Consider the following 286-nt stretch of genomic DNA (forward strand, 5'->3'; position numbering starts at 1 on the left):
GTGCGCGCGCAGGCGGTGGCGCCGAAAGCCGCATACGGCAAATACGACGTCGCGTTCCAGATCTGGGTCGACGGCCGCAACGTCATGCACAGCGCCGATGCGCCGGGGCCGGCGCTCAAGCCGGACATGCGCGACGGCTACGGCGTGAGCGCCGGGCGCGGGATCGCGCACGACGAGATCTGGCGGGTCTATTCGCTGTCGGGTTCGACCGGCCGGATTCACGTGCAGACCGGCGGGCCGGCCACGACCTGGCAGGAGAAGGCCAGCAATGCGGTGCAGCTCGGCC

At 71.0% G+C, this 286-nt stretch carries 1 protein-coding gene; it reads left to right on the forward strand.

Features of this window, described 5'->3' with window-relative positions:
• The coding region (locus AAEY75_RS14635) for a hypothetical protein (RefSeq protein WP_352259970.1) at nucleotides 1–286 on the forward strand (286 nt) is incomplete at both ends.

Source organism: Psychrobacter sp. TB55-MNA-CIBAN-0194, from assembly GCF_040309505.1.
Taxonomy (GTDB): Bacteria; Pseudomonadota; Gammaproteobacteria; order Pseudomonadales; family Moraxellaceae; genus Psychrobacter; species Psychrobacter fozii.